Origin of the sequence: Streptomyces violascens (assembly GCF_014649955.1) — a bacterium.
Lineage (GTDB): Bacteria > Actinomycetota > Actinomycetes > Streptomycetales > Streptomycetaceae > Streptomyces > Streptomyces violascens.
This window is the reverse complement of the sequence record NZ_BMUA01000018.1, coordinates 1-22,550: the sequence shown is the minus strand read 5'-3', so window position 1 is coordinate 22,550 and position 22,550 is coordinate 1. Positions and strand designations below refer to the sequence as shown.

Genomic DNA, 22,550 nt, shown 5'->3' with positions numbered 1-22,550 from the left:
ACGACAACTGGCACGCCGCCTCGGCTTCGCCGTACGGGCGGCGCCGGTCCTATCCGCCGCTTCCCGGGGCAGCGGGTCTGGCGGACGCCCCCGGCACGGCCGGGGCCATGCTCGGGGCCACGGCTTGGCATCGACTTCTCCGTCCGCCCCGCCCGCTTCCGGCGACGTTCCGGATCCGCGCTGGCAGCAGAAGGCAGACGACCACCGGTGTCTCGCGTTCCTGACGTCGCGCGGGGTTTTGCCCTTGGCAACGTAGGCCGAGTGGGTCACGTCGGGGTCCGGTGGCTCCCGGCTGACCGTGGTTCGGAACCTCGATGGTCTCGTCCGGCTGCCCGGTTCGGATTCCTCCCCCTCAGCGCAGCTGCTCGGCCAGGCCAACGCCGGTGCCTTCCGGGCCACGGACGTAGCAGAGCAGGCAGCTGTCCTCGAACCGGGCGATCTCGCCGACGAGTTCGGCACGGTGAGGGCACAGCCAGGCGACAGTGTCCTCGATGTCGTAGACGGCGAACCTGACGTGGTGCGTGCCCACAATGATGTGCGGCCGGTTGCGCGTCCGCCGCGGATCGCCGCGGGGCTGCGGCACTTCGCCAGTTCGAGGCGGCTGTGACCGTCCGGGGCGCGGACCATCGCGATGTCACAGCGGACGCCGTGGAATCCGGTGCACCGGTCGGCGACGAGTCCCTGACCCTCCGCCCCGCCCTCCGGCTCCCGACTGAGTTTCGCGAAGAACGCGATGGCGGCATCCATGTCCCCTCGACGACGATGCCCACGTATGCATCGGCCGAATCGCCATGCCGGTTCCTCCTGCTTCCCCAGGCGGCCGGCGGCGGCCGCTGAGGTGAACTCGGTCATGGAGCGGTGGGTGCAGAGCTGCTGGCACAAGCTCCTGGACCGCACGGATCCAGCGCCATCTCCTGGCAGCACGAACCCGCACCACCGACATCATCAAGGCCGTCGCCGTACCTCACCACGTCTCAACGGGAGGACGAAAAGGGCTCATGGACGGGCGGGGAGTGAGGCGAGAGAGCATCACTCCCCGCCGACCTCGGCATGATCTGACACCGCCACGGCGAGCACCCGCGTGCCCGGCTCCAGGGTGCGCCAGCGGTGTCGTACGCCACCTGTGAGGTACAGCGTGTCTTCGTCGTCAGTCCGCCGCGGGACCGGCCGCTGGCATGGTCGTCAGGCTCGCCAGCCAAGGCCCCCTTTTTCGAGCCCCGGCCGCATGCTGGTGAGCGCGCACGATGGTGGAATCAACCGAGACGGCCCAGTCGGAATCTTCTTCGGCATCGCCCTCCGCGACGAGCGTGGTAAAGACCCGCTCCCACGTGCCGTCGACGGCCCACATCCGCAGCCGGTTATAGGCGCCTCGCCAGTTGCCGTACTTCGCCGGCAGGTGGACCCACTGCGAGCCGGTCTGGAACTTCCAGGCGATCGCGTCGATCACTTCACGGTGGTCTCTCCATCCCCCCCCCCGCGTTTCGGTGTCCGATCTGGGAGCAACGGTCCGATCCGCGCCCACTGCGCATCAGTCAACGGCACGCCCGGACCAACGAGGGTGGCAGCCCGGCCGTCATGGCTAGTCCCACCAGAACGACCAACAAGTCCGTCCCACGAGGTCCATCGCGTACTCGGGGAACGGCGTGGGCGGGTCATCGACGATGTTGTTCGCGGTCGAAAGCACGTGTTCCAAGGCGAGCAGGTTCGCGTGCTCTGCTTCAACGGGAGGTCTCGCGACCGATACGTGCAGCTCGCTGCCGAACACCGCCACGATCTGGGCACCGAAGCGGTCTTCCCAGCTCCGCAGCAGTGCACACAGCAGAGGCAACGGTGCCTCCGCGGACCAGCCGATCAACGCCAGAGCATCGCTGCCGCGACGGGCAGGGACGAGTACGAGGCGGCACTCGTCCAGCCCGAACTGTCCCGTCTTGCTGAACCAGGTAAGCAGGCTTGCCGCCGCCGTCTCGGGCGTCGGGCCTGCGGGCGCAGTCGGCACCTGCGGTGCCAGGCCCGGCCACTGCTCGAAAGGCGGCCCCGGGTCGTGTGTCCACGGCTCTATACCTTCAGGCGTCGGAGCCGGCGTCGGATCCATCCAGAAGGGCAGCGTCCTGCGCCGGTACTCGGCGAAATCCGTGGCCAGCACCTCCTCCAGACGGACGGCGTTTATGTCAGCCAGGCCGATCGGTGTTCCCATGGCCTCGGGCCAGCACAGGAGCGGCACCAGGCCGCAGGCTGTTTGCTCGCTCAGCAGGTGAGGCCACAGGCGCTCAATGTCATGCGGGAATTCGTCCGAGACCCACACGCGTGCGGGACCGGAAGACAGGAACCGGCCGGGAGGCAGACCATCGGGCAGGGCAAACGACATGGTCGCACCGTAGACGGTGGTGCTGACAGTGCAGCTACTTGCAGGGCCCAAGGATGCCTCCGCCACCAGTGATCCAAACGAGAGGCCCTAGGCGTGTCACTTTCTGTCTCAGCGGTGCGCGTCATAGCGGACGCACCCGGGCAGCGGTTCGTGGCCGTGGTCCCACTGGTGCTGGGAGGCCGCCAGTACCAGCCAGGCCAGCAGCGCCACCAGCAGGTGCGCGAGCATTGTCCAGCGGGCACGGAAGGTGGCGGCGAGGACCGCCACGACGAGTAGGGCTATCAGCGACTCCTGGACCAGTGCGATGTGCGCAAGGCTCGCCGCATCGATCTGGTCCTGTTCTCCCTGCGCCGCCCATACCTCCATACCCATGCCGAACATCCAGTCCAGCACGACCACGCCGCTTCCAGCAGGAGCAGTGGGATGGCAACGGCGAGGTCCGCTGCCCAAGGTGTCGGGTGTGGCCAGGGGTGCCAACGCGGCAACCTCGGCAGGGCGTTCTGATGGGCTGGCAGCATGCCGGTGTCGGCCGTAGCGCGCACAGGTACGCGTTCTCACCCCTTCCCGCGGAAGCGGCCGGCAGCGCCACCGCGCACCGGAGAGCGGCTGTCCGCCGTGAACCTGGGGTGCAGACCCTCGCCACCGTCGGCGGACTCCCCCGCATTCTTCAGCGCGAGCCGGCTACGACGGTCTGCGGGCTTCCGTAGCGAAGGGCAGCCAAGCGCCGCTCCACGTCCGGCCACCACGACCGACGCCGTGTGCGCCGATCGTCAGCCTGGGCCGATCAACACTCCCCGCAGAACATATGGGACATACGTGCCCTATATTCGCTTATTTGCCTTTGATGTGAACGCGGGATGGAGATCCCCGGCCCGTGGAGTGCGTGCCTCTTCAAGAGATCTCTCATCGAATCTGTGTTTACCGACCGAGTTTGACCTTGCGCCTTACGGAGTGTTTGCATGTCTTCGGCGTTGCTTTCGGCATATGACCACACGCCCCAGGGTGTGATGCCGATATCGGCGCCGGCATGTAGTGAAATAATTGAAGGGGGAATAGAAGAAATGTTGCGAATGAGCCGGGCCGCCGCCCCGATTATTGCCCTGTCCGGGCTGCTTCTGGGTACGGTGACCGGTACCGCCAATGCGGCCGACCAGGCAAATTCGACGGGGGCTTTCCACGTGAAGGTCAGCCACGCGACGCCGACGTCGCTGCAGATGGATTTCACCCTGCCCCAGGGAGACCATCTGGCGGTCAAGTCCAATGGACAGCTTGCCGTACAGGACGCCAACGGAAAGGAGCTGGACGCGGCCGGGACCACGATCAAGGGTGGCAGCCACGTCTTTTCCGGGAAGTGGGCGGTCACCGGCGGCGACAAGGCCACGCTGAACCTGACGAGCATCGACGGCCATGAGATAGCCGCCGCCGGAGCCATCACCACCTTTGGCTTCTCGGACTGGCTGAGCTGCGTCAGCAAGTCGACCACGGCCAGCGGTACGGCCGGGGCCGTAGCCGGCTGCATCGGAGACGCAGTGACTGGCTGCGCTCCCGGAGCCGTCGCCGGAGGGGTAGCCGGAGGCATCGGCGGAGCCGTCGCCGGCGCAGTCACCTGCTAACGGAAAAGGCAAGCAGTAGGGCACCCCTTAACGGGTGACAAATTGTGGCGCACCACTGAATAGCGGTGCGCCACGACTACTTAGGAGGGAATATGCGCAAACCCTGGTTTGTCCTAGCGGCGTTCCTCATGAGCGCACTCCTTGCCACTGCCGCCGTCACCTCTTTCCTGCAAAGCGACATGCAGAGCGGAGCGGTGTCGACAGCCGGGGCAATCCTCGCCACAGCCGGCGGAATATATACACTCAGGCGGGGTGCCCCCACCCTGCCCGCAAAGCTGACGATGCCAGTAGTACTCGCGGTCATCATCAGCGTCAGCCTGCCGCGCTTCCTCGATAACCACGGGGGCCCTGTCACCCTGATCGCAGCAGCAGTGGCCGCCGGATTGGCGATCGGCCTCTTTGCGCGATTCCGTCCCTCCGGGAATGAATCGTAAACTGTCACTCCTGCACCTTTGTGCTCTGCATCATCCGATTCCCTGAACGAAGCAGAGCCAGTGGCGACGTTTCGGGCAGGGGCGAGAGCCGAGCGTGGACAAAACTCCACCACGTTTCACTCCCCGCCCCTCCCGGAACGCCGATGGTCCGGACCGGCCCAGTCACGGCCGCACAACCCGGCGCACCGGAAGCCCTTTCCATCCGTAGCTCTGGCGGGCGGGCCTGCCCATTCCGCGCAGCGCGGTGGCGATCATCAAGCAGAAGCCGGGCGCTGGGACCGGGTAGCAGCGACCGCACCCACACGAACCCACTCCGCACGAACGGCCCCACGTCAGCGCCAGTGGAGGTGCGTCCCCGGATGAGTGATGAGATCCCAAGAGCGCCATCACCGCACGCCCGGGACGCTATCTCTTGTCGCATGATCACTTCCCGCGGGTGGCTACGCGCCGCCATCGCCCTCGCCGGTCTCTCCTCGGTCCTGGCTCCCGCCGCCCCGGCATCCGCCGCCGCTGCCCCCCGCCCCTGTGCTGCGCCGGGCCCTGCCCGAACCGCCTCCCGCCGACATCGCCCGGGACGAGCTCGGCGACTTGAACGTGGAGGCCCCGCATGCGATGACCGGCTACAGCCGGACCAAGTTCCCGCACTGGGCCACCCAGTACGGCCCGTGCGACACCCGCGAGGTCGTCCTGCAGCGCGACGGCCACAACGTCGTCCAAGACGACAAGTGCCGCGCGGTCCAAGGCACCTGGTACAGCGAGTACGACGGGAAAACCCTCACCGCGGCGAGCCAGGTCGCCATCGACCACATGGTGCCCCTCGCCGCCGGCTGGCGGGCCGGCGCCGACCTGTGGGACACCGCCAGGCGCAAGGCCTTCGCCAACGACCCCACCCACTCCCAACTCATCACCGTCTCCGCCGCCTCCAACCGCTCCAAGGGCGACCAGACCCCCGACCAGTGGAAGCCCCCGCCCAGGTCGTACTGGTGCACCTACTCGCGGGCCTGGATCGACATGAAGCACACCTACGAACTCAACATCACCGAAGCGGAGAAGAACGCACTGGGCGAAATGCTCGACACCTGCCCGGACAGCTGATGCCCACCCTGGAGCCGGCGGTGTGCCGCGACCAGGCCGCCGCCGACCCAGGCGGGGTACGACGAACGGCGCGCCCTCAGTAACCCTGCTCGACGAAGGTCGTGCGGGAACAGCTCTTCCGGTCGCAGAAGTACCGGCGCACCCGCAGCCGGACGATGACCCGGCACGAACCCAACGGCTGTTCGTCCAGGACGCGTTGATACGTGCTGTGTAATGCGACGGGCCTGCTTGCGGCAGTTCGGACACCGGCCTGGGCGGGCCGTCGACACCGCCTCCGCTATTAGGACTCCGGAGGAGTCGCTCACCCCCTCCACCCGCATATCGATCCCGGGAAACAGCACATCCTCAACCGTCTTGCCCGCCACGGCAGGAAGTACGTTGTTGCCGAAACGATCCCGCGTTCTGACCCCTGACCTGGGGATTCACGGAACTGCGGCCAGAGCCAAATTCAAAGAGCGCCAACACAGCCTCAGACTCCGCCCACGTAACGCCAGCATTTTCAGCTCAGCAGAGGATTGCCCTGGAGGTTTGCTTCCCCGCACGGCCAGGGGCCCTCGGCCAGGGGGCCCAGGGGCGTACGGAAAACCAGGACCTCATTGTCCAGGGAGATGGCGACGATGCCTTCGTCCAGCAGTAGCGCGCGACCGATGACCGCTCGGCTGTCGTCCATGGCGAACAGCTCGTGTCCGGCGAGGTCCGTGTCCACGGCGAGCAGCTTGCCGTCGCGCCAGAACACCGTGGTTCCCTCGCGGTCCATCGCAGGGTAGGACGTGTAGTAACCCGTCAGCGGCGGCCCGTCCACAAGGCTGTTGTCCGGTGCGAGCCGCCGGAAGCGGGATCTCGAAGGCAGGCGATTTTCGAGCTCGGGGCCGCTTGCGCTGCCGTTCTTGCCGACGAGCATGGCCCCGTGGCTGGCCCAGCGCGCGGTTTCGGCGCCGTCGCGGCCGAAGCGTCCGGTCGTGAAAGCGCCGTAGCCCTGGGACCCGATCAGGAACTGGCCAGGACCTGCTATCGCCTTTCGGCCCGCGGGAGCGGGAGAAGTGGCCGACACGGTCTCGCCGTTGTCCAGGTCGAGGAAGAACGTCCGCCCGATACCGCCCCGTGTGTCGGTGAAACTGGCCGCGATGCGGTCGGCCGATACAAGCAGTGGCTCCCAGTGGTCTACGCCGATCTCCTCCGGGACCCACGGTCTACGCGGCCGGAGCTCCCATCCGGTTTGGTCTCCCATCTCCACCACACCCGGGAACGACACCGCTCCGAGCACGATCGGCGTGGACCAGAGGCACTCGCCCTCGCGCGTGTACCGGGCCACGCGAGGCTCCGGAACAGACGTGGGCCGGCTTCGTTCTCCACGGACCAGGCGGGAAGCGCTGACCCAGGAAATGACGAACCCGTCGTCGAGGAGGACGAACGCCCCGATCTCCTCGTCGGGGCGGCACTCCGGACGGGCGGTGGGCCCGGTGGATCCGTCCGGCAGAACACCTTCCAGCAGCCGGCCGTCGCCATCCGGGTAGGCGAGCCACAGCGTGCCCGCCGTGGACAGACGGGATTGCGGCATGCCCGTCCCGGGGTAGGTCCGCTGCCACGCCACCTTGCCGGAGAGGTCGACCCTCGTGATCACGGTCACCAGGGGATTCGCACCGTAGCCGGTCACGGTCAACGGCCCGGAGGGATCGGACGTGGCCACAGCTCGGACCTGGCCCGGCAGGGTGAAGCGCGATGAGAGGGTCATGCGCCGCATCTTGCCGCATGCCTCCGTCCGCAGCGGTTGGGCCCTCTGCAGCGCCGTCTCGGCCAACTGGAATGCTTTGGGGCCAACTTCGATACTCACAGCCGGGGCTGGCTGCGGCAGCACCGCCCCGTCACGGGGACCCGTCACCTGGCCGAGGCACCTCACGGATCGCCTTCGCCTTCGGCGATAGCGATCTCGGCAACGCAGTGAAGGGCATTCTGGTACGCCACGGCATTGCCTGGTTCCTTATGCCAGGGGCGGATGATGACGGTGGCGGAGTGCAGCGACCCCAGGGGGATTCCGAGATAGAGGGCGGCGGAGCGGCGGGAGCGGCCGGTGGCGATCTGGACGAGGCGGATCGCCGCGTCCCGCCGCAGTTGCCGTCTCGCTGCGTCGAGCTCGTCGAGCGGGGTGGTCCAGTGCTCGGGCAGGACAGCGGGGATGGTGCGGGGGGGGCGAGTCTGCCCCGGTGGGTGGCGGGCTGGGGAAAGGGGGCGGGCTGCCCAACGGCTTTGTGGGGGAACGGACGCTTCCGCGGAGCGCCGCGGTCATCATGGGTGAGCAGTGGAGGGCGTGGTGTCGGAGCCGGATGCGGGCGGTGCTCGTCGATGGCAGGGCGGACAAGAGCGGCACGAGGGTGTGGCGTCCACTCGGGTCGTCAAGGATCGCCACGGTGAGGGCCATCAGGGCCGGCACCAGCCAGGTTCGGGCCCAGCCCGTCCGTGATGCCGGTCGAGGGGACGTGCAGCACTGTTCCGCGGTGGTAGCAGGCGGCCTCGGCGCTCCCGCCCACCACACTACGGATCTGCGCAGCCTGCGCATGCGCATCACCGCCAGGCAGCTCCAACGCCGCCAGCCGTGCGCCCACGTCGACAGCCCAGGCCCTCACCACGTCGCGTCCCTCTCCCCTGTCCCCACTCAAGCCAATTCCGTGCGCACGGCGTCCGTCACATGACAGCGTGGGTCTCCAACGGGCCTGCGGTGATGCGTAGTTCGCGGATGCGGGGTGGGTTTTCGTCGGCCAGGTAGAAGATATGGGTGAACGGGGCGTGGACGACGCGGCCGGGTTCGCTCTTCTTGGACATGGTGGCCTCGCCGCGTAGGAGTCGGACGCCGTTGGGTGCGGTCCAGAACTCCAGTACCTCGTGGGTGATGTGCAGCGGTTCGTCGATCTTGACGAAGAACGCTTTGATGGCCTCGACGCCATGGAGGTGTGTAGTGCCGAAGTACATCTCAGTATCGTCGGTGAGGGGCGCGAACCCCTCGTCAAACGACAGGGTGTCGATGGCGTCCATGAACTTCAGGATCCATGGTGGGATGTTCGCCGGATGCGCCGTGTTCGTCGACATGGGAGAGCCTCCTTGGTCGTGGTCAGCCGGCGATGGGCAGGGCCTTGAGGAAGGCGTTGATCTCCGCGTTGACCTCAGCGGGGTTCTCGCGCGCTGCCAGATGGGCGGTGTGTTGGAGGATGCGAAACGTGCTGCCGGGGATGGCGTCGGCCATCTTTCGCACCACGTGCACGGGGAACTGGCTGTCCTCCTCGCCGGCGATGACGAGGACGGGTACGTCCCTGATGGTGTTCAGGCGACGATGCTCGTCCTTGCGGCCGATCAGGATGCTGCGCAGTGCCCATGCCACGGATTTCGGGTCGTTACGGAGTACGGTCTTGGTGTACTCGACGAACTCGGGGTTCGAGGCTTCCGCGCTCGGTCCGGCGAAGGCGCGGCGCGCGGCCTTGGCGGCCAGCGCGGGCATCGTCGAGTTCAGTGACAGGTACGTGGCCAGCGCCGTGGCCCAGATGCTCTCGAACGTCGTGGGCAGTGAGGCGGTGCAGTTGATGCCGATCGCGGCCACGGTCCGATCCGGATGGTAGGCCGGGAAGACGCCGGCGAGCATTCCGCCCCAACTGTTGCCGATCAGTACGCACTTGTCGATGTCGAGGGCGTCGAGGATCTCGACGAGGGCGGTGGAGCAGTCCTCCAGGCCGATGGTCTTGCGCAGGGCGTCGGACCTGCCGTGTCCAGGGCTGTCGATGAGCACGACGCGGTGCGTCGGGGCGAAATGCTCGTACTGGAACGCCCACATGGTGCCGTCCATCATCAAGCTCGGCCAGAACACCATGGGCCGGCCATCGTCGCGGCCACCGATGCGCACGTTGATCAGGCCCAACGATGTGGGAATCAGTTTTTCGGTGGTGTCTTCGAGCCCGTTCGTGGTGGTCGACATGATCGTCCTCCCAGGAGTCGGAGCGCGGTGGAATCCCACTGCTAACTAGTAGCGTATTCAGACTAGTTAGCGTTTGCTACTGGTGATCCTGTGACTCAGGCCACCCTTGTTCCATTCCTGTCAGCGGGCACCCTCCGTGCCGGTGCCCTCCTGCTCGGCGGGCAGGGGGCGCAGGGTCGATGCCTCGACCGGCCGGTGGCAGTTGCTGCACGCGAGGTAGGGGGCGGCCCGACTGTCGCACTCCGTGTGCAGGAACCGGTGGCGCACACCGTCGCTCGCATGCTCCTCGGCCCAGCGGGTGATGGCCGCGATGGCAGGGACGACGAGCTCCTGGGCACTGTGCGAGAGCCGGTACTCGTACCACGGCTTGTCCTGGCGGTACGCGTGCTTGGTGAGCAGCCCCAGGTCGACCAGGCCGTTGAGCCGAGCCGTCAGGATGTTCGCGGAGATGCCCAGCGCCCGCTTGAGCTCACCGAATCGGCTGATGCCGAAGAAGACTTCGCGCAGGATCAGGTAGTTCCAGCGCTCCGCGATGGCGGCCATGAACTCCTGCCCGCCATCGAAGGTCACATGGTTCTTGCCGCCGGTGCCGGTCACGACGCCCCCTACGTTAGGTGTAAACCGATACTAGTTTCCATCTCATACTAGTTCGGCGCGAGGGGAGGCCCTGACTAGCAGTACTCCGTCACGGGAGCCTGTCAGAGGTGTGGACGCACATGAAGTGAACGGGGCCCGGGCCAAGTTGGCGTTGTTCGTCGCTGACGTGTTCGCGTCGGTGCCGCGCAAGGATCAGCGGGCCAAGGGTGACTGTTGTCTACGGGGGCTGACGCTGGGCGGGCGGCGAAAGTCGGTCCAGTCGCCCACAATCGTGTACGTCACGGTTCTTTCCTCTCAATCGGTGTCCGGTGCGCCCGGCCCCCGGCTTGGGTGCGGGGCCCGGCGTGCGGGTGGGGGCGGAGATCAGTGGACGAACTGGCGGGGAATCAGGTCCGGGGCCACGTGGTCGAGGTAGGCCTCCACCAGCGCGCTCGCCTGATCGGCGCTCAGGCCCCGCAGGTCGCCGTTCGCGGTGGTGGAGCCGGCGAACACCACGTCACCGCAGTACGGCAGAGCTCCGTGGATGTAAAGGCGGGTCAGGCTGTAGGCCGCGCGGTTGGCCCGGTTACCGATGACCCCGGCGTCCTCGTCCACCCACATCAGGATCTGGCTGGTCACGTCGACGGGCCGCGCGTCGACGTGACCGCCTGCCTGATTCCGCAGCGCGTGAGAGCGCGCAGCGCTCGGCCCGGGCGAGCGAAGCGAGCGGGCACGCGGTGAGGCGGGCCGGGGAAGCGCAGCGGACCCGGGCCGCCGTGCGCCACGCCCCGCGACAACGCCCCGCCCCGACCCCCTGACAAAGGGCTGATGCGCCCCGCAGGGGGTTTCTCGCCGCACGCTGCGCCCTGTTCATGGCACAGCCACACAGTTGCGAGAAGGGCCAATGCCGTCCCCGGAAAGAGCTCCATATACACGGAGTCTTCCAACCGGACCGGAGGGCGATGACATCACGCCCCTCAACCCACGGCACGACTCAACCCTTCCTCGAACTCCGCGCAGGCGGGGCCCATCTGGTGATCCAGCGGCTTCCTTCCTGGGCCCTGACTGTCCTCACCAACACCGCGAGCGCGGTCGGCGGGGCCTTGTACGCCCGGGCCTCGGCTTCACCGAACACCTGCGCCGCCCCGCCGAGCGCCTCGCCCCGGCCGAGACCGGCGAGGACCAGATCTGGCGGCTGACCCGGCACCAGGCGGGCGACCTTGCCGCAGAGGCCTGTTGACCAACACCAGCGGAGCTGCAGAACCGGGGCCGCTGACGGTGGCGAATCTCCCACGGGCCGACCCCCTCACAAGCGGGCGAGGCGGTCTTCCCCACCAGCCAGAGACGACAGCAAGGCGGGTACGTAGCCGTGTACTCGCCTGAGCACACTCGGGTGTACGCCGACACCACCGCACGTACAGCGCGATGTGCCCGCCGTACGTACGGGTCGTCAACTCGGCCTGGTCCCGGCCGAACCGCACGTGCCGCAGGAAGGCGTCCGCCTCCGGGACCACGGCCAGGTCGTCGTCCACCACGGTCCAGTACCGGACGCCGGATGGGAGTTGAACAGGAAAGACCCTCAAGGGTCTCCTCCGATCTCAGTGCAACGTGTCGCAACATTCGCGACAGCCCCAGAGATGCTAGAGAAAACCCCAGGTCACACAGCTAATGCGACGTCACACCACACGCGGAGAAGCCCAGGAGAACGACCACGAGTAGAACGCCATCGCGCGGGTCTGCGGTGACGCGGTCGTGGACGACGTCTGTTAGGCGACTCTCTGCGTGAGCATCGGGAAAGGGTCTGGCGACACTCCTGGTGTGCATGTTTGTTGATCTTGGTGTGGAGTGTGATCTCTGTTGGTGCGCGACGACACCGTGTGCACGGGCGGAGAAGTAGCGAGTGCTGATAGTCGACACCGATGTCGTTGAAGTTGAACAGCGGCTGCGCCGGGGCCTGTTGGCGTGTCCGTCGTGCTCGGCGGTTCTGGCTCCGTGGGGCATGGCCGGCCGCGGGAGATCCGGGGGCCCCGCTTCCGGGAGGCCGGCAGAGCCGCCGGACCAGCACGACATCGTGCCCGCCACAGGCGGGGCCGCACTCCCGCGCCGGACGGCGGCCCCGCCCGCCCTCAGAGGGTCGTGGACTTCGACGCGTCGGCGTAGATGTGACCGGCGGCGTCGCGGGTCTTCACCACGAGCGTGACCTTGTCGCCCTTGCGAAGGACTGCCCCCGTCGTCGGGGTCAGCTGCACTTCGGCGACGTGGTCGCCGTAGTCGCAGACCGTCTTGCTGCTGGCGACGGCGCCGGTGGCGACCGTCTTCTTGCTGACGGCTCCGCTCGCCATGCCCTCGATGTGCAGGGACGTGCCGGTGTCGCAGGAGTAGGTGACCTTGACCTTGATGACCGGCTTGGGCTGGGCGGCGAAGGTGGCCTGACTGATGGCGATGGCGTTCGTCTTGGCGGAGGCCGGAGCCGCGATGGCCACTGCGCCTGCCGTAAGGGCGACGGCGGCGAGCGCGGTACCACCGATGCGGGTGCGCATACGGGACGGCTTCATGATTCCCCCTGGGATGTGGTGCGTGGTCTGTGGCTCTGCCCCGCCGGATGCACGGGGCTTCCGCCGGGGCAGAGCGTACGGATCATCACAGGCGGCGGGGGAACCCGTCCAGGGGATGAGTGGCCATACATACGCAGGTGTCGCACAAAACACACCCGTCAGCGGCAGGCAACCCACAGCCCACCCGCGCCACCAGTCGGCCACGAAACCCCCGAACCGGACAACCATCCTTCAAGTACATACGAGAACCACTGAACCTCGCAGAACACTCTGAACCGTTCCGGGTGCGGTAGAGCTCTCTACCGCACCCGGAACGGTTCACACAGCCGCTTGTTGAGGGTTGGGGCCTGGTCCGGGACTCGGACGGTCGAGCGGGTTTCGGCTGATCGCGGTGGTCAGTTCAGCGGGTTGGCGGGCGAGTACCCGGGCGCCGACCAGCGCAGCGGGCTCGCGCCGTCCGACTGCACCACCTGCTCGACAGTGAACCCCGTGATCCGCTCCCCCGCCGCGTACTCGGTGCGGGCCGTGCCGGAGAGCTGGAGCGTAGTGCCGTGCGTCCAGTCGACGAACAGCAGCCCGGCACGCGGGTCGGCCTCCAGGTTGCCGAGGGTCATGAACATGTTGTTGCCCGGGAAGTCGCGCCACTCCAGCCGATCGGGCGACGCGACGTGTACGAAGCCGGGGTTGCCGCCCCGGTGACTGGCGTCCACGCCGTCGGGTGCGACGGTCGCGATGAAGAAGGTGTCGGCGTTGCGGATGAACTCCTGCTGTTCGGGCGTGAGTTGGCTGACGTGGCGCACTTCACCTGGCTGATTGTGGCCGTACGCCTCGATCTCACGGTGCTGGATGTACTTCGGGCAGTTGGAGAAGACCTGCTCGGCCACAACGGCGAAGCCGCGCGGGGTCGCGCGGGCCGTGCCGTTGAGCCGCATCCGGCGCCGGGTGCGCGGGTCGAGGGCGATCGTGCCGACCGGGACGTCCTGGCCCGCGAGCGCGCCGGCCAGGGGGTCACCCCCGCGCGGCCCGCCCGCGACCGAGATCTGATGCGCCCCGGTGGCCCGGGCGAATCCGGGGGCCCCGGTCAGCAGCGAGGCCCACATCAGGCCGGCCGGGTCCGCAGCCCCGAGTACCAGCATCGGCTGGACCTCCAGGAAGGCGGCCGCGACCGGGCGGATGCCGGGGCCTATGGAGCGGCCCACGTGGTCGGCGAGCTCTCGGACACCGAGGCGGTCCTGGACGGCCCGGGCCCCGGCATGGAATGCGGTCTGTGTCGTCACGGCGTAGCCACCTTCATCGGTCGGGCCGGTGTTCCCGCGGGCGATTCGGCAGGCGGTCTAGAAGAAGCCGCAGGTGGGGGCGGCAGCCACCGGTGCGGCAGCACCCTCGCCCGCGGTGGGCGCGGCGATCTCCAGCCGGATGCCGTCGGGGTCGCGGAAGAAGATGCCCCCGGAGGCCGAGCCCTCGCCGTGGGCGACGACGCCCTCGTACACGAACTCCACACCAGCCGCGAGCAGTCCGCTCTCGTACGCCTTGACCTCGTCGAGGGTGTCGACGCGGAAGGCGAGGTGGTGCACCCCGGCGCGGTCCGGGGCGTATCCGCCCTCGGCCTGCTGCCAGAGCGTGAGCGTCATCCGCCCCTCCCGGCCGAGCAGCGCGAAGCGGCGGCCCTCCTCCTTGCCTTCGTGCAGCAGCTCGAAGCCGAGGAGGTCGCGGTAGAAGCCGAGCGAGCGGTCGAGGTCGGTCACATTGAGGCCGACGTGGGCGGTGCGGAACGTGCTGGTCGCCGTCATGGCGGTCCCTCCCGAGCGGGGTCTGTGCGAGGTCATCTAACCTCTAACATGAGAGTAAAGGGTTAGATGCGGATCGCGCAACCAGTCACGTAACCTTTAGTGGTTAGAGATGGGCGGAGGCGCACACTCCGCCGCATCCGTCGTACGAGAGGAGCCGGACATGTCTGCGCGCGACCCGCGTCCACTCACCGGAGAGCCCATCTCCCTCGACCTGCTCAACACCCGCTGGATGCACGAGGGCGTGCGTCAGGACCTGCTCTCCGGCACCGAAGGGCTCGCCGTCTGGCTCGCCGCCAACGCTCTGGATCGGCGCTTCGCCGCCGATGAGGCGACGCTCGGGCCGCTGCTGCGGGCCCGGGAGGCGCTGGAGCGGGCCGTGGCGGACCCGGGCGATCAGGCGGCGGCAGCGCTCGTCGACGAGATCCTGGAACACGGCCGTATTCGCGTAACACTCACCGACAAAGGCCCGGGCGAGCGCACGGAGTTCGCCGATCCCGCCTGGGGGCCCGCCTGGACGGCCACGCGTGACTACCTCGATCTGCTGCGGGCCGCGCCGGACCGCATCCGCTCCTGCGCGCACGACGCGTGCATCCTGCGCTTCTTCGACACCTCGCGCAACGGCACCCGCCGCTGGTGCTCGATGGCGGCGTGCGGCAACCGCGCGAAGGCGTCGCGTCACTACGCCCGCACCCGCGAGAGCTGATTCGCCTCACTGAAGCGTGTCGGGCAAGGCCACGTTTGGGCAGGTCAGAGCCAGTGATCGTGGTTCTCTGGTCATGATGCGAGAGCGGTGGTGCATGTGAGCGACGGCCTGGACAGCGTGATAGAGGCCGTCGCCGTATGGCCGGGAGTCGCGGAGGATCCTGTAGTTCTTCATCCGGCCGATCACCTGCTCCACCCTCACGCGGACATTGCGATGCGCGGCATTGCCGTCCTCCTCGCCCGGCAGCAAAGGCCGGTGGGAGCGTTTCAGGTGCCGGGGGCAATCCCGCAGTTGAGATGGGTGCGGATCCGCACCCGGTCGTGTTCGCCACGTATGCCTCCTTGGTGGACCGCGAGGACATCGACGCACCGATGGGGCGGGGAAGGTTCGCGGGCCGCTGGAGGCCGCTCTCGCCGGCGGGGAGCGGCTCTACGGGCAGCAGATGGACGGCTTCGACCTCGCCATCGTGGACGAGGCACACGGCACCGCCGGCGATCTGGGACGGCCGTGGGCGGCGATCCACGACAACCAGCGGATCCCGGCAGACTTTCGGCTCTACCTGACCGCGACCCCGCGCACCCTGGCCACGCCCCGGCCGCAGAAGGACACCGGCGGCCGGGAGTTGGAGATCGCGAGCATGGCCGACGACCTGGACGGCACGTACGGGCCGTGGCTCGCAGAACTCGGGCTCGCCGAGGCGATCGAGCGCGAGATCCTCGCCGGATTCGAGATCGACGTACTGGAGACCACGGACCCCTCCCCTGCCCTCGGAGAGTCGGAGGAGGCGCGGCGGGGCCGGCGCCCGGCCCTCCTGCAGACCGCACCGCCGGCCCTGGCTATCGCCCGCTCGAAGCCATAGCGACGCGGCAGCAGGTGCAGCCTGCACAAGCTCAGCACGGCCGCCGTAGTTGATGCACAGGGTCAGGGTGAGGCCGGTGCGGTGGCGGCTGGCGTGCTCAGCGCGGCGTAGTTCCTCGGCACGGTTGCCGATGCACGGGCCGGACAGTGCAGGTGAGGGTGGAGGTTCCTCAACCCCGTCAGTGGTAACGGCAACGGAGAGGAGATGTCGCTGGCCGGCGGCCTCGGCCTCGGCGTCCAGCGAGGAGCTCCTGAACGACTGGAGGGCCTCCAGCCCGTCACGGAAAACCTCGCCCTCCTCCCGCGAAGCCGTCAAACCGGCCCTGGAGGCCCTCCGGGAACGCGAGTCGAAGATCTCCAAGGCAGGACCCGGTGACGGATGCCGTGGAGGCCTGTCGGTTATGGCTTGCGTGCCACCGGGCGACTGCGGGAGAGATACCGCGGGTGCCCTCGGAGAACTCCAGCGGCGAGCGCAGGACGCAGGGAGCGATCACGAAGACCGGCAACACCCACGCCCGGCGCCTGCTGGTCGAAGGGGCCTGGCACCACCGTAAGCCCTACCGGCCCAACCGGGCACTGATCCGCCGCCAGGACGCTCAGCCGCCGACCGTGCGTGACCGCGCCACTCGCGGCGACCGAAGGCTGCACCAGCGGTGGAGGCGTTTCGACGCCCGCAACAAGCCGCCCACCATCGCCGTGGTGGCCGTCGCCCGCGAACTGGCCGGCTGGTGCTGGAGCCTCGCCGTGATGGACGAGCACCAATCCTGACCGGCCCCCAAACCACCGATGCGAGACGGCCGTTGGGCAGGCGGCGCGAGGAGGACCCGCGATGCCAACTTGAGCAGCCCCGCCGCCATAGGGCGTGACCACGCTCGCTGCTGGACCGGCGGCACCCTCCCGACGCACAACCGGTCCTGCGGTAGCCAACCCGCCGCGCATATCAGTCTGACCGCGCGTCGAACGGACATGCCACACCCAGGCCGTCTCCCATCGGCTTATTCCTCGATCACGCATCCCCATGCCCTGCTCCGGGGAGGAATCTGCACGACTACTTGACACGGATGCTCTCCATATCAGTTGGCCGGCCGGGTGAGCGGGTGGGGGTGGAACGGGCCGTCGTCGGGGAAGGCATGTGCGGCGAAGCGTTTGCCCATCCGGCGGTATGCGGCGGCGGTGGGGTGCAGGCCGTCGGCAAGGTCGGCCACCTCGTGCGGGCCGAGCAGTTCGCGTCCGTCGAGATAGTGCAGGTGGGGATCGCGGGCTCGCCGGACCGCCACGATCCGGGCCAGCTCCTCACGGACCACCTTCAGCGTCAACGCCCCGCGCGCCACATCGGCCGGGTCGCCCAGGGCTGTGATTCTCCCGTCCCGGCCGATCGCGGTCGGACCGGGAGTCGACTCAAGGGCTGGACAGCTCACCGGGGACATCAGCAGCAGCGGGGTGTCCGGGTGGCCGTCCCGGATCGTGTCGAGAAATCCGTGGACCGCCGGGCCGAACGTCCGCACCCGGAAGGTGGCCAGGCCCACGATGTTGATGCCCGCCTTGAGACTGATCAGGTCGGCGGGCATGTCGCGGATCGTCCGGGCGACATAGGGGTCCAGCATGTCGTTGCCCGCCTGGCTGAGGTTGATCACCTCCACTCCCCCGAGCGCAGCCGCCACCACCGGCCAGGTCCCGGTGGGGCCGTCGGCTTCGAGGCAGTGGCTGATGGAACTGCCGTGGTGCACCCAGCGGCGCCGCCCGTCCGGCAGCGGTGCCAGCACCTCACCATCAGCACGCAGGGCCACCAGCTCCGTAGGCGTCTGCTGCGGCAGCCACAGTTCGACACTCTTCATGCCGGCCGCCAGCCCGCCGAACCGTACGGTCCCCGGCTTCCCCGGGATCACTCGCTGCGCAGCCCCGGGGCCCGCCATCCGCACCACATTGCCCACCGGCGCTCGCCGGCGCCCGGCATGGGCACCGTCCACCAGCAATTCCAGCATCCCCGTCGGGCGAGGACCGGGGTCGGAATCCAGCTGCCCTGTCGAGGTGAGTACGTCAAACTCCAGCTCACGCGCATCGGTGCGGAACACCAGCCGCACCCCCGACGGCATCACCGTCACCCCGTAGACCGACGGATCCTGGTACTGCTCCTTGGTCCACGCGGGCAACCGGCGAGGCATGACCCCCGACGACGTCTTCTCCAAATCCAGCGCACCGCGTAACTCCACCGGCCCACCCACCAGCGGAACCGTCCGCATCATCACCACTCCTCCTCCATGCTCTCGGGCCCGGATGCTCGTATGCGCCCGAGCTCCCCGACTGTCTCCCGACACACCAGCATTCCTTGCCATCTAAACTTGTTGGCGTCGGCCCAGCACAGCGCTCACTGGCCGCCCAGAACTCTCAGCGCCCCACTCCACCAGCGCGTGCTGCAGGCAGACCGCGCAAGGACGGACGGAAGGGCCCTGGCCCCAAGGCCGGGTAGTCAGCGTTTTCGCAGGTGCGGAATCTCCCGTACCCGACGTTCGACCACCAGGCGTCTGTGACCACCAGCAGCCTGCCGGTGCTTCCGTATGCCGAGGTACACCCCCTGCCGAACCAGACCGGCCGGGAAAGGGGAAGCCATGAGTTCGGGAACGGCCTCCTGCTGGCCGGTCATCACTACTGACGGCAATCTTGCCAAGCGGCCCATCGAAGTGGACCGTTGACAGGACACGGAGGATGGACCGTTGACCCGGGACGACTGGATACTCGCGATCTTCGCGTTCACGCCGCTGGCCCTGTTCGCGATCGGACTCACCATCGACATGGTCACCGATAGCGGAGGCTCCGCCACCACCGCCTGCCACGGTTGCGCGCACGCGTACGACGTGCACAACGGCCCCGATACCAAGTGCCTGGTCGAAGACTGCGGCTGCTGGTCATACAAGGATCCGCCCGAGGAAGATCCCGTCCCCCTGGGCTGCGGTGGCTGAACACGGGGGATACGGCCGGAGTCACGATGTTGATTTCAACGGCGGGTCACAGCCGCCACGCGGGGATGGGTCACTGCGAGCCGAAATCCAGCGGAAGGGTCTCCGGTCCGGCGATGCGTGGCGGGGCCAAGCGGCCGGTGAGTACGGCGAGGGCTTCGGCCAGTTCGGTACGGGACAGGACTGCGCCGGGGCAGTAGTGCGCACCACCGCCGAACGCGAGCAGGGGTACGCCGCGCGGGGTGGTGATGTCGACGACGTGGCCGTCGGGGAATGCCCGGGGGTTGCGGTGTGTCGACGGTCACGGAATTGGTTCAGGCCGCGATTGCGTGAATCCCCGGCTCATGCTCGGAGCAAGATGCGGGTGCGCAGGAGGCGGAACGAGGCTCGGCCGTACATGCTTCGCTTGATGGTCTTGATGCGATTGACGTGGCTTTCGACGATGCCTGAACTCCAGGGCAGTGTGAGGCCGGCGGTGACGGCGTCGAGGTCGAGGCACAGGCTCTGCGCGAAGGACAAGATGGGGGCGGGTGTGTCGTGCTCAGCCTGGCGGACCCACTCCAAGAGCCGATGGCCGCACCGGTGTTGGAGCAGTTCGTGGAAGGTCCGGGCGAGGTCGTAGGCCCGGGCGATGTCCGGACACGCCAGGCGGGCTTTCAGGAGTTCGTCCTCCTCGCGGGGCTTCAGAGCGCCGCGGGGCACCATGATCCAGGTTGTGATCTTGCGCGGGCTCGGGATGGCTCCGCGGGCGGGTTCGACGGTCCCGCTCTTGAGTCCGGTCACGTAGCGGCGCACGGGCAGATCGCTGCCCTGGTAGCCGCGTTGACGGATCTCGCGGAAGAGGTCGGTCGGGCTGGTCACACCGTCGGTGAACCGTTCGGTGAGGTAAGCGGTGAACGGCTCGAGGACTCCCTTGGGCCGGCCGCGCCGGGACGAGGCCAGCAGTTCGTCGAGGCTGGTGTCGCGGAAGTGTCGGACGGTCTTGCGGTCCAGGTGCAGACGCCGGGCGATCTCTGAGATGGTCTGTTCCTGCGCGAGCAGCCGGTGGATGTCCGAGTACCGGTCGACGGTACGGACGGCCATCTTCGTGGGCGGCAGAGTCGGCGGAGGCAGCGGATTGATGATCCGCCGGGGCTCAGTGTCGCGGTCGGCTTCGGCCTGTTTGCGCAGGCAGGGGCGGTGCTGGTGGCATGTTTTCTCGACCGCGGAGAAGAGGTTGTGCAGCAGGTGCCATCGATCGGCGATCTCCTGAGCGCCGGGGGCCGCTTCGTGGACGGCACTGGAGTAGGCGCTGGCCCTGTCTCTACAAATGATCTCCGCGCCGGGGTGTTCACGCAGCCAGGTGGCAAAGGTCGCCACGTCCCGGTCCGGCAGGACGTCCACGACCCGGGCCGCCTCGACGTCGACCAGGACAGTGCCGTAACGCCATCCCTTCCGGAAGGCGAACTCGTCAACTCCCAGCACCCGAGGCGCCATCTCGGGCACCGCCGGGGCAGTGAGCAACCCCAGCAGGTGAGTGCGCCTGGTGGGTAACTGCAGGACCTGGCACAGGCGTTCACCAGGACACCCGCCCAGGAACGTCGCAATGGCCTGCATCCATCGCCGCAGCCCGACGCTGTGACGCCGGTACCGCTCCCTCAGGTCCGAGACCTGCTCGACGAACGTCCGCCATCGGCACGAGGCCCGTTCGCAGAAGAAGCGGCGCACGCTGAGCGAGATGACCAACGGCCGCCCGACAGAGCGGCGTTCGGCTATCCGCCGCACGTATCGCGAGTGCACGCGACGTCCCGGACAGCCGCAGTCCGGACACGGCGGCGGCCGCCCGCACGACGTGGCCTCGACAGCGATCCCCTCCGCGGTGACGTGCACCGCCGTGACTCGCACATCGATCCCGGGAAACAGCACATCCTCGACCGCCATGACCCCCATACCAGGGCAATGCCCGCGCGAAACGTTCCCGCAGTCCGACAACGACCTGGGGATTCACGGAATCGCGGCCTAAACCAAATACGTGAACGTCCACACCGCCGCCCGACCCGACGGCGCTCCGATCTACATCATTCTGGACAACCTCTCCGCCCACACCGGCGCGGACATCCGCCGCTGGGCGATGAAGAACAAGGTCGAACTGTGCTTCATCCCGACCTACGCCTCCTGGGCCAACCCGATCGAGGCGCACTTCGGCCCGCTGCGGCAGTTCACCCTGGCCAACTCAAACCACCGCAGCCATCCCGCGCAGACCCAGGCCCTGCACCACTACCTGCGCTGGCGCAACGCCAACGCCCGTCACCCCGACGTGCTCGCCGCTCAGCGCAGGGAACGCGCCCGCATCCGCAGCGAGAAGGGCATCCGCTGAGGCGGACGGCCCATCGACTGCGCTGCCTGATTGCTCAATTCGCCGACGCTGACGGACCGTGCATCGGCTCCGATTGCAGCAGCGGGACTCGCCTCGTGAGCGCGGCAGCCGGAAGCAGATTGTCCGGTTCGATGCCAGGGTCCGCGGTGACAACGACGCCGGCTGTTCGGGCGTCGAAGCCGGTCGGCCAGATCGTAAGGTCGCTCGCCAGCGCGCCTTCCAGCCTCGCCTCCCGTAGATCTGCGTCGGTGAGGTCGCAGCCCCGGAGGTCGGTCAACCGCAGGTCCGCGCCAGCGAACACGGCGCCCTGGGCACGGGTCTTGCGCAGGTTCGCCTCCCGCAGGTCCGCACGGGAGAAGTCCGCCGACCTCAAGTCGGCTTTGACTAGACGTGCGCCGCGCAGATCGGCATGCAGACAGCGGACCTGGTGGAGGACGGAGGTGCCGAGTTCGGCATGCCGCAGGTTGGCGGCGATCAGTGACGCCTTGCTCAGGTTGACCTGGTAGACGCTCGCTGCTTCCATGCATGCGCCATCGAAGTTGACTCCGTGCAGCCACAATCCGTCACAGTCGGCTCGGCGCAGATCGGTCAAGCTGACGTTGAGCCACTCCGGACGGCGTTCCTGGTACAGGACCCCTAGACAGGTCAGCGCCGTCTGAGCGTCCGCGGCGCGGGTCTCCAACGGGGGCACCGAGTTAATGGACACGTCCGCCGCCGGAACTGCGGGTTCCTGCGGCGGCCAGGGAAGGTGTGTCCGCACATACGCCGCCATGATGGAGACGACCGCCTCGCGGTCGCGGTCGGAATGATCCGCAATCCGCCACAGTGCGTAGATACCTCCGATCCGCACGTCCAGCTTGTCACTGCCGAGCTGATCCACGGCCCGGCTGAAGCGATCGGTGATGTTCCCCTCTCGGGTTGCGTTCAGCCCGTCCTGGCTGACGCGCAACTGCCGCCACGTGGCATAGGCGCCGAACAGGACGACCGCACCGCCAACCGTCTGCAGAAGCGTGGTGCGCACGTTGTTCACCGCGTTCAGCCGGTCCGCCGCAGCGAGGTGGCCGCCTGCGAGGTCGTGGTCGACTATCAGCCCTGGAAGAACCAGGAGCACGACGCCCAGTAACACGATCACAGTCAGTGCGGCCAGCGCCACAGCAACGGCACGAGTCAGACACCACCGGTCACGAAAAGATCCCCCCATAGCCAGAGGATCCTAGGGCAAGGCCGAAGCCGGTGAACCTAATTCGTTCTCAACAGCCCATACAGAGCGGTTGTCGCTCCAGCGGGTTGTTC

At 67.9% G+C, this 22,550-nt stretch carries 21 protein-coding genes and 5 pseudogenes; 9 read left to right on the top strand and 17 right to left on the bottom strand.

Annotation, left to right across the window (positions count from 1 at the left end; all coding sequences use genetic code 11):
* Nucleotides 1–352 precede the first annotated feature (352 nt).
* The 4 genes and pseudogenes from IE206_RS28625 to IE206_RS28605 all read right to left on the bottom strand — a co-directional run bounded on the left by IE206_RS28625 (nucleotide 353) and on the right by IE206_RS28605 (nucleotide 2,737).
* Nucleotides 353–770 (bottom strand): annotated as a pseudogene (locus tag IE206_RS28625) (VOC family protein).
* Between the two features lie 377 nt (nucleotides 771–1,147).
* Nucleotides 1,148–1,522 carry a transposase gene (locus tag IE206_RS43620; RefSeq protein ID WP_373300993.1) on the bottom strand — a complete coding sequence of 125 codons (375 nt, stop codon included), beginning with the start codon at nucleotides 1,520–1,522 and terminating at the stop codon, nucleotides 1,148–1,150.
* Between the two features lie 57 nt (nucleotides 1,523–1,579).
* A complete protein-coding gene (locus IE206_RS28610) occupies nucleotides 1,580–2,365 on the bottom strand; it encodes a DUF4253 domain-containing protein (RefSeq protein WP_229853232.1) in 786 nt (261 codons plus the stop codon).
* 108 nt (nucleotides 2,366–2,473) lie between these two features.
* Nucleotides 2,474–2,737 carry a DUF6234 family protein gene (locus tag IE206_RS28605; protein ID WP_189967072.1) on the bottom strand — a complete coding sequence of 88 codons (264 nt, stop codon included), beginning with the start codon at nucleotides 2,735–2,737 and terminating at the stop codon, nucleotides 2,474–2,476.
* A gap of 587 nt (nucleotides 2,738–3,324) precedes the next feature.
* On the opposite strand from IE206_RS28605, the gene IE206_RS28600 reads away from it, so the two are divergent.
* From IE206_RS28600 to IE206_RS28590, 3 genes are all read left to right on the top strand, one after another.
* Entirely contained in the window at nucleotides 3,325–3,978 is a 654-nt protein-coding gene (locus IE206_RS28600) for a hypothetical protein (RefSeq protein ID WP_189967070.1), read from the top strand.
* A gap of 92 nt (nucleotides 3,979–4,070) precedes the next feature.
* A complete protein-coding gene (locus tag IE206_RS28595; RefSeq protein WP_189967067.1) occupies nucleotides 4,071–4,412 on the top strand; it encodes a hypothetical protein in 342 nt (113 codons plus the stop codon).
* Between the two features lie 525 nt (nucleotides 4,413–4,937).
* Entirely contained in the window at nucleotides 4,938–5,507 is a 570-nt protein-coding gene (locus IE206_RS28590; protein ID WP_229853231.1) for a GmrSD restriction endonuclease domain-containing protein, read from the top strand.
* Between the two features lie 499 nt (nucleotides 5,508–6,006).
* On the opposite strand, the gene IE206_RS28585 is transcribed toward IE206_RS28590, so the two are convergent.
* The 4 genes from IE206_RS28585 to IE206_RS28570 form a co-directional block, all read right to left on the bottom strand.
* Entirely contained in the window at nucleotides 6,007–7,239 is a 1,233-nt protein-coding gene (locus tag IE206_RS28585; RefSeq protein WP_189967065.1) for a hypothetical protein, read from the bottom strand.
* 947 nt (nucleotides 7,240–8,186) lie between these two features.
* Nucleotides 8,187–8,588, bottom strand: coding sequence for a nuclear transport factor 2 family protein (locus IE206_RS28580; protein WP_189967063.1), 402 nt, complete (start codon nucleotides 8,586–8,588; stop codon nucleotides 8,187–8,189).
* A 22-nt stretch (nucleotides 8,589–8,610) separates the two neighbouring features.
* Nucleotides 8,611–9,465: an alpha/beta fold hydrolase gene (locus tag IE206_RS28575; protein WP_189967061.1), complete on the bottom strand. Its 855-nt coding sequence runs from the start codon at nucleotides 9,463–9,465 to the stop codon at nucleotides 8,611–8,613.
* Between the two features lie 120 nt (nucleotides 9,466–9,585).
* Nucleotides 9,586–10,062 (bottom strand): winged helix-turn-helix transcriptional regulator, encoded by a 477-nt coding sequence (locus tag IE206_RS28570; RefSeq protein WP_229853230.1) that lies wholly within the window; start codon nucleotides 10,060–10,062, stop codon nucleotides 9,586–9,588.
* A 109-nt stretch (nucleotides 10,063–10,171) separates the two neighbouring features.
* On the opposite strand from IE206_RS28570, the pseudogene IE206_RS28565 reads away from it, so the two are divergent.
* Nucleotides 10,172–10,321, top strand: a pseudogene (locus IE206_RS28565) (IS701 family transposase); the annotation flags it as partial.
* 104 nt (nucleotides 10,322–10,425) lie between these two features.
* Here the strand turns inward: IE206_RS28565 and IE206_RS43230 are convergent.
* The 5 genes from IE206_RS43230 to IE206_RS28540 form a co-directional block, all read right to left on the bottom strand.
* Nucleotides 10,426–10,899 carry a DUF3846 domain-containing protein gene (locus IE206_RS43230; RefSeq protein ID WP_189967059.1) on the bottom strand — a complete coding sequence of 158 codons (474 nt, stop codon included), beginning with the start codon at nucleotides 10,897–10,899 and terminating at the stop codon, nucleotides 10,426–10,428.
* 136 nt (nucleotides 10,900–11,035) lie between these two features.
* On the bottom strand, nucleotides 11,036–11,248 hold the full coding sequence (locus tag IE206_RS28555; RefSeq protein ID WP_189967057.1) for a hypothetical protein: 213 nt from the start codon (nucleotides 11,246–11,248) through the stop codon (nucleotides 11,036–11,038).
* Between the two features lie 919 nt (nucleotides 11,249–12,167).
* Nucleotides 12,168–12,596, bottom strand: coding sequence for a hypothetical protein (locus tag IE206_RS28550; protein ID WP_189967055.1), 429 nt, complete (start codon nucleotides 12,594–12,596; stop codon nucleotides 12,168–12,170).
* Nucleotides 12,597–12,991: 395 nt separating this feature from the next.
* Nucleotides 12,992–13,873: a pyridoxamine 5'-phosphate oxidase family protein gene (locus IE206_RS28545; RefSeq protein ID WP_189967053.1), complete on the bottom strand. Its 882-nt coding sequence runs from the start codon at nucleotides 13,871–13,873 to the stop codon at nucleotides 12,992–12,994.
* Nucleotides 13,874–13,930: 57 nt separating this feature from the next.
* On the bottom strand, nucleotides 13,931–14,386 hold the full coding sequence (locus tag IE206_RS28540; protein ID WP_189967051.1) for a VOC family protein: 456 nt from the start codon (nucleotides 14,384–14,386) through the stop codon (nucleotides 13,931–13,933).
* A gap of 160 nt (nucleotides 14,387–14,546) precedes the next feature.
* On the opposite strand from IE206_RS28540, the gene IE206_RS28535 reads away from it, so the two are divergent.
* Nucleotides 14,547–15,089, top strand: coding sequence for a CGNR zinc finger domain-containing protein (locus tag IE206_RS28535; RefSeq protein ID WP_189967050.1), 543 nt, complete (start codon nucleotides 14,547–14,549; stop codon nucleotides 15,087–15,089).
* 87 nt (nucleotides 15,090–15,176) lie between these two features.
* On the opposite strand, the pseudogene IE206_RS43615 reads toward IE206_RS28535, so the two are convergent.
* A pseudogene (locus tag IE206_RS43615) lies at nucleotides 15,177–15,362 on the bottom strand (IS5/IS1182 family transposase); the annotation flags it as partial.
* A 44-nt stretch (nucleotides 15,363–15,406) separates the two neighbouring features.
* On the opposite strand from IE206_RS43615, the pseudogene IE206_RS28530 reads away from it, so the two are divergent.
* Nucleotides 15,407–15,912, top strand: a pseudogene (locus IE206_RS28530) (DEAD/DEAH box helicase family protein); the annotation flags it as partial.
* Nucleotides 15,913–16,391: 479 nt separating this feature from the next.
* Nucleotides 16,392–16,715: a transposase gene (locus IE206_RS28525; RefSeq protein WP_229853228.1), complete on the top strand. Its 324-nt coding sequence runs from the start codon at nucleotides 16,392–16,394 to the stop codon at nucleotides 16,713–16,715.
* Between the two features lie 305 nt (nucleotides 16,716–17,020).
* On the opposite strand, the gene IE206_RS28520 is transcribed toward IE206_RS28525, so the two are convergent.
* Nucleotides 17,021–18,187, bottom strand: a complete 1,167-nt coding sequence (locus IE206_RS28520; protein WP_189967318.1) for a GDSL-type esterase/lipase family protein — start codon at nucleotides 18,185–18,187, stop codon at nucleotides 17,021–17,023.
* A 471-nt stretch (nucleotides 18,188–18,658) separates the two neighbouring features.
* Here IE206_RS28520 and IE206_RS28515 point away from each other — a divergent pair, with 471 nt between their 5' ends.
* Nucleotides 18,659–18,904 carry a hypothetical protein gene (locus IE206_RS28515; RefSeq protein WP_189967047.1) on the top strand — a complete coding sequence of 82 codons (246 nt, stop codon included), beginning with the start codon at nucleotides 18,659–18,661 and terminating at the stop codon, nucleotides 18,902–18,904.
* Nucleotides 18,905–19,243: 339 nt separating this feature from the next.
* Here the strand turns inward: IE206_RS28515 and IE206_RS28510 are convergent, their stop codons facing one another.
* Nucleotides 19,244–20,821 (bottom strand): ISL3 family transposase, encoded by a 1,578-nt coding sequence (locus IE206_RS28510; protein ID WP_189967046.1) that lies wholly within the window; start codon nucleotides 20,819–20,821, stop codon nucleotides 19,244–19,246.
* A 106-nt stretch (nucleotides 20,822–20,927) separates the two neighbouring features.
* On the opposite strand from IE206_RS28510, the pseudogene IE206_RS28505 reads away from it, so the two are divergent.
* Nucleotides 20,928–21,257 (top strand): annotated as a pseudogene (locus tag IE206_RS28505) (transposase); the annotation flags it as partial.
* Nucleotides 21,258–21,291: 34 nt separating this feature from the next.
* Here the strand turns inward: IE206_RS28505 and IE206_RS28500 are convergent.
* A complete protein-coding gene (locus tag IE206_RS28500) occupies nucleotides 21,292–22,410 on the bottom strand; it encodes a pentapeptide repeat-containing protein (protein WP_229853226.1) in 1,119 nt (372 codons plus the stop codon).
* Nucleotides 22,411–22,550: the final 140 nt, after the last annotated feature.

Bases quoted from the DNA above. Each gene is read 5' to 3' on its own strand.
- IE206_RS28600 (WP_189967070.1), top strand. From the start codon at position 3,325: ATGTCTTCGGCGTTGCTTTCGGCATATGACCACACGCCCCAGGGTGTG.
- IE206_RS28595 (WP_189967067.1), top strand. From the start codon at position 4,071: ATGCGCAAACCCTGGTTTGTCCTAGCGGCGTTCCTCATGAGCGCACTC.
- IE206_RS28585 (WP_189967065.1), bottom strand. From the start codon at position 7,239: ATGACCCTCTCATCGCGCTTCACCCTGCCGGGCCAGGTCCGAGCTGTG.
- IE206_RS28535 (WP_189967050.1), top strand. From the start codon at position 14,547: ATGTCTGCGCGCGACCCGCGTCCACTCACCGGAGAGCCCATCTCCCTC.
- IE206_RS28575 (WP_189967061.1), bottom strand. From the start codon at position 9,465: ATGTCGACCACCACGAACGGGCTCGAAGACACCACCGAAAAACTGATT.
- IE206_RS28550 (WP_189967055.1), bottom strand. From the start codon at position 12,596: ATGAAGCCGTCCCGTATGCGCACCCGCATCGGTGGTACCGCGCTCGCC.
- IE206_RS28520 (WP_189967318.1), bottom strand. From the start codon at position 18,187: ATGCGGACGGTTCCGCTGGTGGGTGGGCCGGTGGAGTTACGCGGTGCG.
- IE206_RS28580 (WP_189967063.1), bottom strand. From the start codon at position 8,588: ATGTCGACGAACACGGCGCATCCGGCGAACATCCCACCATGGATCCTG.
- IE206_RS28540 (WP_189967051.1), bottom strand. From the start codon at position 14,386: ATGACGGCGACCAGCACGTTCCGCACCGCCCACGTCGGCCTCAATGTG.
- IE206_RS28610 (WP_229853232.1), bottom strand. From the start codon at position 2,365: ATGTCGTTTGCCCTGCCCGATGGTCTGCCTCCCGGCCGGTTCCTGTCT.
- IE206_RS28605 (WP_189967072.1), bottom strand. From the start codon at position 2,737: ATGGGTATGGAGGTATGGGCGGCGCAGGGAGAACAGGACCAGATCGAT.
- IE206_RS28510 (WP_189967046.1), bottom strand. From the start codon at position 20,821: ATGGCGGTCGAGGATGTGCTGTTTCCCGGGATCGATGTGCGAGTCACG.